Raw genomic sequence first — 8,912 nt, 5'->3', positions numbered from 1 at the left:
GATTAGGGCGTTTTTTAGCACCGATTTTGCGGGCGGTAGGCACATTAAGCGCGTCACAAAGCTAGGCGCTTGCGGTAGTGCGAATTGCATGCTTGGATTTGACGAGGAAAATTCCATTCAGATTTTCGCTCGAAATTTTACGGAACAAAGCTGCGGCGCTAATTTAAATGGGCGGAATTCCAAATTAAGCTTCAGTGGCAAAACCCTTTCTTGCAAAAATCCCATTGGCACAAATTCTGCATCAAATTTTGTGCGGAGCTCTAACGATAAAAATTCCTTCTTTACCAGCGAGAATTCCTTGATAGGCTTTTGCGGTGCACGTCATATAGATTTAAATTCTACGCACACAAAGATAATCTTTGATGGGAAAAATCCATTGGGTAAAAATTCCACTAGCACAAATTTTACGTTGAATTTTACGCGCGAGAGCGTTTGCGAGAAAAATTTCGCTCAAAAAGCTAGCCGTAAAGATTTTGTCAGTTTGAACCCAACAATTATGAATTTCAAGGCTACAAATTCCGTTTGCATGAGCGTTAAGCCAAAAAGCGAGAATTGTACTAGTACGGGTTTAACAGATGCGAATTTTGCTATTACGAGCGTAAATTTAAAGGAAGCAAATCTTTCTAGTGCGTATTTTAGGAGCATAAATTCTGCCTATTTTAGCGCAACCTCCGCTACTATGCACTTTGTAAATACAAATGAAGGAGGCGAGCAATGAGCGTAGCATTAGGCGTTTTAGCGCTATTTTTTGCAGCGCTACTTATTCTATCGATCCGAAAAAATTCTAAAATTTATGCTTTGCTCCGCAAGAGCGAAGAAAGAATTTCAAAGCTTAAAAGCGATAACGAAAAGCTTAAAACTGCCCTTCGCTTCGGCATTGAGGCTCTGCAAAACGAGGAGAGCGAAAACTGCAGCTTAAAAATCCAAAACGCAAGATTGAAAAGAGGTAAGCTATGAAAAGCCTAAGCAGCGAGCAAAAAAGCTATTTATTTCGCTCGATCCGCACCGTGCGCGACTTCCCAAAGCCCGGTATTTTGTTTTACGATATCACGACGCTCGTAGGCGATCGCGAGGCGTTTAATTTCCTGCTTGATCATCTAGCCGAGCGCTACGCCGATTACGGACTTGATTACATAGTAGGCATAGAAAGTCGCGGATTTATTTTTGCAGCGGCACTTGCTGCGAGGTTGAGGGTCGCTTTTGTGCCAATTAGAAAGCCAAAGAAGCTTCCTTATATTACGATTTCGCAAAAATACAGCCTTGAATACGGCTTCGATCAGGTCGAGATGCATGTGGATGCATTCTCCGGCGTGCAGGATGCCAAGGTGCTGCTAATTGACGATCTTATCGCCACCGGAGGCACGGCGCGCGCGGCATTAGATCTCATCGCGCAGACGCAGGCTAAGTGCGTCGAGGCGTGCTTTTTATTAAATTTGCGCGAGTTAAACGATCTAGGCGAGTTTTCGCGTCGCACAAACGTTTATTGCGTTTTAGAGGCGTGATTTTGGAAGAGCTACTTAAAAATTTACTGCAAGAATACCACCAATACGCCTATATCGTGCTTTTTGTTTGGTGTATTTTAGAAGGCGAAATCGCGCTGATTTTAGGCGGTATCATGGCGCACGAGGGACACATAAATTTGCCGCTAGGTATCTTTGTCGCGGGCCTTGGGGCATTTTGCGGCGATCAGTTTTATTTTTATATCGGTCGCTACAACAAAAAATATATCAGTAAAAAGCTCGCGGCGCAGCGCCGAAAATTTGCGATCGCGCACCTGCTTTTGCAACGCTACGGCTGGCCGATAATTTTAATGCAGCGCTATATGTATGGCTTCCGCGTCATCATCCCGATGAGTATCGGCATCACTCGCTACAGCGCAAAGAAATTTGCGATTATCAATCTTTTTAGCGCTTGGTGCTGGTCGGGTGCGACGATGGTTTTGGCGTGGTATTTTGGCGAGGAGATCTGGAGCGGGCTGCGGCTAATCGAGCAACACTGGTATTTTGCGATACCTATCATAGGCGGAATTTTATATCTATTTTTTAGGTTATTTAAACGTATGGAAAATCACTTTATGAACTCACGAAAGGAACGAGATGAAAGTAAAACTGCTAGATCGTAAAATTAACGAGATAGAGGCGGATTTTGAAGTTATTTTGGTCGTAGATAAAAATTTAAATCACGAATTTATTAAAGACGCGGATAAGTTTGCGCTTTTTAATTACAAAGGTGAGGGCAATCTGCTTCTTGCCGAGAGCGGGCGGCTGTATGTCGGCGTCAAGGCGCTAGAATATGACCGCGTCCGCACAGCACTTGCGAGCGCATACAACGCGCTTAAGGGCTACGCGATCAAAAATTTTAAAATCGCCTTTTATAAATGCGGCTGCGACCGCAGAAGCACGATGGCGATGGTCGAGGGCGTGCTTTTGGGCGGCTACGAGTTTAATAAATACAAAAGCGATAAAAAAAGCTTTAGCTTGAATGAAATTTTAATCTCTACGCAGGAGTACGGCGGCAGTAGTCCCGATGTACAAAAGATGAACTACGGCGTGCAGCAGGGTACCGTGATGGCAAACGCCGCAAATTTCGCGCGCGACGGCGTCAATGAGATCCCTGAAATTTACACGCCCGAAAAGATGGCGAGCGAGGCTGAAATTTTAGCCTCGAACTACGACGACGTGAGCGTTAAAATTTACGACGAGGACTTTTTGCGCGAGCAGAATATGAATGCGTTTTTGGCGGTCAACCGCTCCAGCGCTCATCCGCCTCGCCTCATCCATCTGATCTATAAGCCGCAGCGCTGCCTAAAGCGCGTCGTTTTCGTCGGCAAAGGGCTTACTTACGACAGCGGCGGGCTAAGTCTGAAGCCGAGCGATTATATGCTTACGATGAAAAGCGACAAAAGCGGCGCACTCGCCGCGATGGGTATCATCAAGGGCGCTGCCGAGCTCGAGCTGCCGTTTGAGATACACGCGGTTATCGGCGCCACCGAAAATATGATCGGCGGCGATTCGTATAAACCCGACGACGTGCTACTTAGCCGCAGCGGCGTGAGTATCGAGGTGCGAAACACCGACGCAGAAGGGCGGCTCGTGCTTGCCGACTGCCTAAGCTACGCGCAGGATCTTGAGCCAGGTCTGCTAATCGATATGGCTACGCTTACCGGCGCTTGCGTTGTGGGGCTTGGCGAATACACGAGCGGCATCATGGGAAATAGCGAGGAGCTAAAGCGTAAATTTAAAGATCTTAGCGGATCAAGCGGCGAGCTATTTAGCATTTTGGAATTTAACGATTATCTACGCGAGCTAATCAAAAGCAGTATCGCAGACGTCTCCAACTGTGCTTCTAGCAGGTACGGCGGCGCGATAACCGCGGGATTATTTTTGGATAAATTTATAAAAGACGAGTATAAAGACAAGTGGCTGCACCTAGACATCGCAGGGCCTGCGTATCTCGAAAAGGCGTGGGGCTATTACGCCGCGGGCGCGACTGGCGCGGGCGTGAGAGCAAACTTATATTTCTTGCAGGCTCTAGCCAAAGAGCTGAAGGACGCGTAGATGGGGCTTTCAGTAGGGATCGTAGGGCTTCCGAACGTCGGTAAATCCACCACCTTTAACGCACTTAGCGGCGCGCAAAACGCACAGGCGCAAAACTATCCGTTCTGCACGATCGAGCCTAATAAAGCGGTCGTGCCCGTGCCCGATGCCAGGCTCGGTAAGCTAGCACAGATCGTTAAGCCGGGTCGCATCGTGCATTCGACCATCGAGTTTGTAGATATTGCGGGCCTGGTGCGCGGAGCTAGCAAGGGCGAGGGGCTAGGGAATAAATTCCTTTCAAATATCCGCGAGTGCGAGATCATCCTTCATATCGTGCGCTGCTTCGAAAGCGGCGACATAACCCACGTCGAAGGCTGCGTCGATCCTATCCGCGATATCGAGATCATCGAAACCGAGCTTATTTTAGCGGACATCGAGCAGCTTGGCCGCAAGATCGAGCGCCTCGGCAAGGAAGCCAAAGCAAATCAAAAGGGCGCTAAAGAGGCGCTAGCCGTGGCAAACGAGCTTTTGGCGCATCTAAATGGCGGCAAGCCCGCTTCAAATTTTGCGCTCAAAGAGGACGAAAGCTACATTGCTTTAAATCGCGAGCTGCGCTTGCTTAGCGCCAAAGATGTAATCTACGGCGCAAATGTGGACGAAGACGGCATCGCGCAGGATAACGAATATGTCGCGCGCGTAAGAGAATACGCAAACGCCCGCGGCGCCGAGGTGATCAAGCTCTGCGCCAAGATCGAAGAGGAGCTCATAGGGCTAAGCGACGAGGAGACGCACGAGATGCTGCAAAGCCTGGGCGCGCAGCAAAGCGGGCTGGAGCTTATCATCAAGCGCTCCTTTGCTAAGCTCAGCCTCATCAGCTACTTTACCGCCGGCGAGATGGAGGTGCGCGCGTGGACGATCACGAAGGGCTGGAAGGCTCCGAAGGCCGCGAGCGTGATCCACAACGACTTTGAGCGCGGATTTATCAGAGCCGAGGTGATCGGATTTGATGATTTTATCGCGTGCGGCGGCGAGAGCAGGGCGAAAGAAGCGGGCAAAATGCGCCTTGAGGGCAAGGACTACGTCGTGCAAGACGGCGACGTGATGCATTTTAGATTTAATGTTTAAATTCTTTTTTAGGTGCGTTGAAATTCGGTCTGCGCTAGCTTTAAAATTTTGTAAAATTTCGGCTCAAATGCGGGTTTAATAAAATTTTGATTTTGCGCGTAGTGGCTTTTGGCTGAAATTTGTATCGCTAGAACAAAACGAAACTTGTGCGCCAAAGCTTCGTTAAATTTCACGGCGAAATTTAGTCGGCTTGACTTGCGTTGAAATTTTACGCAAGCGAAGTCGCCTCGCGCAGGATTTGCGCTTAAAACTGCCCGGTAAAATACGTATAAGAAATACTTCCAAAATCGCGCCAAAATTTATACGCGGCGAAAACTGCGCGTAAATTTAAAGGGAAAATTTTAACTAAAAATCGCAATAGCTCGTATCTGCGCGCGATAGTATTTGAGTTCTATATTTAAATTTACGGCTTATAAATTTCATATCCGGTGATTTTTTAAATTTTATGATCTTAAATTTGAACATGTTTGTTTAGTGCGCGGTGTGAACCGCGCTCGTAAAGCCAACCGTATTAAATTTGCCGCCGATAAGCGCGGCGGAATTTAGCGAAAATTTTAAAATCAAGCTCGCGATTAGTCCATCTTGCTGCACGAAATTAGGAGCCGCGGAATTTTGTCGCGTAGAATTCCGTCGCGCCGCAGAGCCTTGCAAGCAAGATGAGCGGGTTTTTCTATCGCCGAGCAAACAAGCGCCTAGTAAGCGGCGCGAAATTTAAACTTAATTTTGGAGGATTATGCGAAATAAGCAGCCCTGTATCGAAGGCAGGATAGAAAACTTGCACGTCCGCGTCCTTAGGCAGGAGATCGAGACGCTCGTGCTTTTTGAGATAGGCGGCATTCGCTTTCGTATGCGTTGCAGGTCATTCTCGTTTAAGCAGGGCGATTTGGTGCGCGTAAAATACTGCAACCAAGGATATCTAGGCAGCCTCGTCGCCTTGGAAGTCGAGCGCCGCAGAACGCCTTTGGAATATGCCCGCGATTTTGCGTTGAGCGCGCTGGATGCCGCGAAGCGCGCACTATCTTTAGCTTGGGACATTTTGATTACATTCGGTCTGATCTTTTTCGCTACGACGGTATTTTATGCGATCTATTTTGCGTTCGCAAAAGACGCATTCCCAAACATGGGCGATTTTTTCTACACTTGTGCGGGGCTTGCGCTCGTTGCGATGATAATTCTGGCATACGTTTATGCGATCGTCCGCGCTATTGAAAGGCGCGCGCCTCGTTTGACACGGATATTTTTGACGTGCACCTACTTTGCTATATTCCTTATGCTTTTTACTGCCGTTTTTATCATCGCGTTTGCGGTATTGCTTTATATTTGCGATATTTTGGGCTTTGGGGATTATTTCTTTTCTTGTTTAGTGCTCGCATTCATGTGTTCGTATCTGGTTTGCTCTACCTACATGCAAAAACTCTCATCATGGTGCAAACGTCGTAAAAAGTAGTGCCTCCACCGCATAAATACACAGCGCGGAATTTTTATCATTCCACCGTCTCAAATTTTACATATTAGAATTTAGCGCTGCACTATAAATTTTATGTGCCCCGAAATTTTGAAATTTTGTTTTCCACAAATACGGTAAGCGGCAAAATTCCGCCACGCGAATAAAGCATACTATCACGTTACGGGCATTGATAATCTATTCGTTTATTCAGCCAAATTAACTCATGCCGCCGCAGATTTTATGTTTTAAAATTTCACGCCGAATCTTTCGCGGCTAAAAAATACCCCGCAGAGCCGCCGTGCCCTCTACATGTCTGTACGGCAAGAAATAATGCACGAAGTTTGTGCAAGTGCCGTCAGGCACGCATATTTCGGCGCTCAGTCTGTGTTTGACATGCGTAGAATCGAGATCAGGTATCTCCAATCCGCCGCTTTCGTAACCGCTATAGCCCATCTCTATCGGCACCTCTAGCTCATCCTTTTCAAACACGACGCGTCCGCTTTGCACCTGCTCGAGCTTGATGTTTTTCAGCACGATCCCGGGCGCGCTCACGTGGTCAAATTTTATACTTAGTTCATACGGAGCGCCGGTGGAGTTGTCGTCCGAGAAGTCGGGCTTCGGCTCGCGCTCGTCGCGCCATGATCGTCCGCCGATAGTGGTAGCTCTTAAGCGGGCGCTGATGCTAAAATCCTTCAGATCCAGCGAAGCGCTGCTAAAATCACGGATGAGCGTCCAGGCTACGACGGTGCGGCCGAAAAATTTATCAGCGATCATATATGTGCCGAAAAGCGAGCTTATGACCACCCAAAACAGAAATATAAATTTAAAAACCTTACGTAAAACGAACTTTAACGTCTTCATCGCTATCCTTTCAATCTAAAGAGCTTAAGCGGAATTCCGCCTGCGAATCCGCGAATTAAAATTCCGCCTGCGAATCCGCGAATTAAAATTCCGCGCGGGATTTCGCTTATGAAATTTTGCGCTTTTTGGTCTGCGGCGGAATTTTAAGACAGAATTTCGTATTGAAATTTTACGACTGAATTATAAAACAAAATTCCGCCCATGAAATTTTACCTAGAACCACGCCTGCAAAATTCTATTACGAAATTCGAAGATGAAATTTTATGGGCGGAATTTCACAGCTAAAATTTCACGGCAGAGCTCAAAAGTTCTTTCCCGCGGCAAAATTCCACGCCTTAAAATTTTAAGAAAGTATGAAATTTTTTATCTGATCGCAGATCGCTTCTTCGGATTGTGCGGCGTCGATTTGCAGGGTCTCAACGCCGCACGCCGCGCATGCCTGCGCCATAAGATCTTGCACGCGCATTAGGTATCTCAGCCCGCGAGCCTCGATTATATCGCTGCTAGCGCGCGTTTTAAGCCGTTTTTTGACGAGCTGTTCGTCCGCCGAAAACAGCACGATTTTATCTGCGAATTTGCCCCCAAGCGCAAATTTATTAAGCGCGATAAGCTCGTTAAGATCCGCGTTGTCGTCGTTTGCCAGCGCATAGGCAAGCCCCGAGATGAAGCCGCGATCGCTTAGCACGAGCCTGTCCGCGCCGCCCTTTATCACGCGCTCGTAGTGCTCGGCGCGGTCTGCGAGGAATAAAAGCAGCTCGGCGCGCTTTGAAATTTCGCCGCAGGCCTCGCGCAGATTTACGCTGCCGCGCCGCCACTTAAAATCCTCGCCCAAAACGAGGCTTCGCACCGCCTCACCGAGCTTCGTGCCGCCGGGCTCCTTGGTCACGATCGCCTGCGGGAAAGTCGCCGCCAGCCGCGCTATCTGCGTGCTTTTGCCCACGCCGTCGATACCTTCGAATATTACATACATTTTTCGCCTTTAAATTTGAGCGCTATTTTACAAATTTATAGCTAAATAGCGGCTTTTTTAAGCAGCTGAGCGTAAAATTTCGCCTCCAAATCGGGCTTTTGCGCGAGCTTATCCGGGCCGATTTTGATCTTTCGGCGTAAAATTTTATCGGGCGCTTTGTTGCTCGGTTCTTGATTTTTGCGGCGCAGCTCGCGGTTAAATTTGGCGCTCGGACGGGACGAGCCGCATAAACAGCGAGCGAGTAAATTTGCGCTTAAAGAGCGCGTACAGAGCGGAGCAGGGCCCCAGTCGATAAAGACGGCGCGTCGTGCGGATAGAATGGCACGTCGGGCGAGGTAGGGTGCCATTATATACATAGTAGGATATGTCCTTTGCGAAGCGGATAGCGTTATACGGAGTAGGGATGGTGCTTTTGGCGGAGCAGTGTGGCGTTATGCAGAGTGGGGCGCATTGGGGCGGGCGAGTGCTGCGTGCAGTGACAAAATCGCGACGATAAAATTTTAAATTTTGCCCTTATACGTGCTTACAAGCTCTGGATTTATCGCTTTGAAATTTTTCCGCAGATCGCTAAGATCATAATCGCTCGCTACGAGCGCAAAATCCTCGCTCACGTCGAGCTCAAGCTCGCCGATATCCGCCTTGAGCTGCTTTGCGCACTCCAAAATAAGCTTTTTGGCTTGTGAGTATCTGCCGTTTAGTCGCGTTTCTTGATTGAAAAGATCAAAAAGATTTGCCGTCTCGTCGTCCTCGTCCAACTCAGCCTGAAACTCATAATCGGCGACGTTCCAAACGATCCAGTTATCGTCATCGCCCTGCGCAAGCCACTGCGCACGCTGCTCTTGCGAGCCAAATCCGATCTGAGGCGGCAGCGAGCCTGTGTCGTCGTAGGCTAAATTTATGCAGTAGAGCTTGCAGCCTGGCGCGTGCTTTTTGATCGTCTCTTTAATCGCGGGCAGCAGCCTTTGCGCGGCGA

Annotated in this window: 12 protein-coding genes; 7 read left to right on the top strand and 5 right to left on the bottom strand. The window is 48.3% G+C overall.

All coding sequences use genetic code 11. The annotated features are described in order from the left end of the window. From Q0257_RS03985 to ychF, 6 genes are all read left to right on the top strand, one after another. Positions 1 to 718 (top strand): hypothetical protein (locus Q0257_RS03985; protein ID WP_298021824.1); only part of this gene is annotated, 718 nt, incomplete at its 5' end. Beyond that, positions 715 to 957 carry a hypothetical protein gene (locus tag Q0257_RS03980; protein WP_177388948.1) on the top strand — a complete coding sequence of 81 codons (243 nt, stop codon included), beginning with the start codon at positions 715 to 717 and terminating at the stop codon, positions 955 to 957. The genes Q0257_RS03985 and Q0257_RS03980, both read left to right, overlap by 4 nt. Then, positions 954 to 1,502, top strand: coding sequence for an adenine phosphoribosyltransferase (locus tag Q0257_RS03975; RefSeq protein ID WP_291937052.1), 549 nt, complete (start codon positions 954 to 956; stop codon positions 1,500 to 1,502). The genes Q0257_RS03980 and Q0257_RS03975 overlap by 4 nt, the downstream gene beginning before the upstream one ends. Before the next feature lie 2 nt (positions 1,503 to 1,504). Continuing rightward, positions 1,505 to 2,122, top strand: a complete 618-nt coding sequence (locus tag Q0257_RS03970; protein ID WP_177388946.1) for a DedA family protein — start codon at positions 1,505 to 1,507, stop codon at positions 2,120 to 2,122. Then, a complete protein-coding gene (locus tag Q0257_RS03965) occupies positions 2,097 to 3,557 on the top strand; it encodes a leucyl aminopeptidase (RefSeq protein WP_298021822.1) in 1,461 nt (486 codons plus the stop codon). The genes Q0257_RS03970 and Q0257_RS03965 overlap by 26 nt, the downstream gene beginning before the upstream one ends. Then, positions 3,558 to 4,661, top strand: coding sequence for a redox-regulated ATPase YchF (ychF, locus tag Q0257_RS03960; RefSeq protein ID WP_298021819.1), 1,104 nt, complete (start codon positions 3,558 to 3,560; stop codon positions 4,659 to 4,661). Positions 4,662 to 5,132: 471 nt separating this feature from the next. Here the strand turns inward: ychF and Q0257_RS03955 are convergent, their stop codons facing one another. After that, complete coding sequence (locus Q0257_RS03955; protein WP_298021816.1) at positions 5,133 to 5,345, bottom strand: hypothetical protein; 213 nt, start codon at positions 5,343 to 5,345, stop codon at positions 5,133 to 5,135. 49 nt (positions 5,346 to 5,394) lie between these two features. Here Q0257_RS03955 and Q0257_RS03950 point away from each other — a divergent pair, with 49 nt between their 5' ends. After that, complete coding sequence (locus Q0257_RS03950) at positions 5,395 to 6,108, top strand: hypothetical protein (RefSeq protein ID WP_298021814.1); 714 nt, start codon at positions 5,395 to 5,397, stop codon at positions 6,106 to 6,108. A 273-nt stretch (positions 6,109 to 6,381) separates the two neighbouring features. On the opposite strand, the gene Q0257_RS03945 is transcribed toward Q0257_RS03950, so the two are convergent. The 4 genes from Q0257_RS03945 to Q0257_RS03930 form a co-directional block, all read right to left on the bottom strand. Beyond that, positions 6,382 to 6,969: a hypothetical protein gene (locus Q0257_RS03945; protein WP_298021811.1), complete on the bottom strand. Its 588-nt coding sequence runs from the start codon at positions 6,967 to 6,969 to the stop codon at positions 6,382 to 6,384. A 343-nt stretch (positions 6,970 to 7,312) separates the two neighbouring features. Next, positions 7,313 to 7,939, bottom strand: coding sequence for a dTMP kinase (gene tmk / locus Q0257_RS03940; protein ID WP_298021808.1), 627 nt, complete (start codon positions 7,937 to 7,939; stop codon positions 7,313 to 7,315). A gap of 41 nt (positions 7,940 to 7,980) precedes the next feature. Beyond that, entirely contained in the window at positions 7,981 to 8,295 is a 315-nt protein-coding gene (locus Q0257_RS03935; RefSeq protein ID WP_298021805.1) for a hypothetical protein, read from the bottom strand. A gap of 144 nt (positions 8,296 to 8,439) precedes the next feature. Then, positions 8,440 to 8,912 (bottom strand): hypothetical protein (locus Q0257_RS03930; RefSeq protein WP_298021803.1); only part of this gene is annotated, 473 nt, incomplete at its 5' end.

Source organism: uncultured Campylobacter sp., from assembly GCF_938018035.1.
Classification (GTDB): Bacteria; Campylobacterota; Campylobacteria; order Campylobacterales; family Campylobacteraceae; genus Campylobacter_B.
This window is presented reverse-complemented; position numbering and strand designations above follow the sequence as displayed.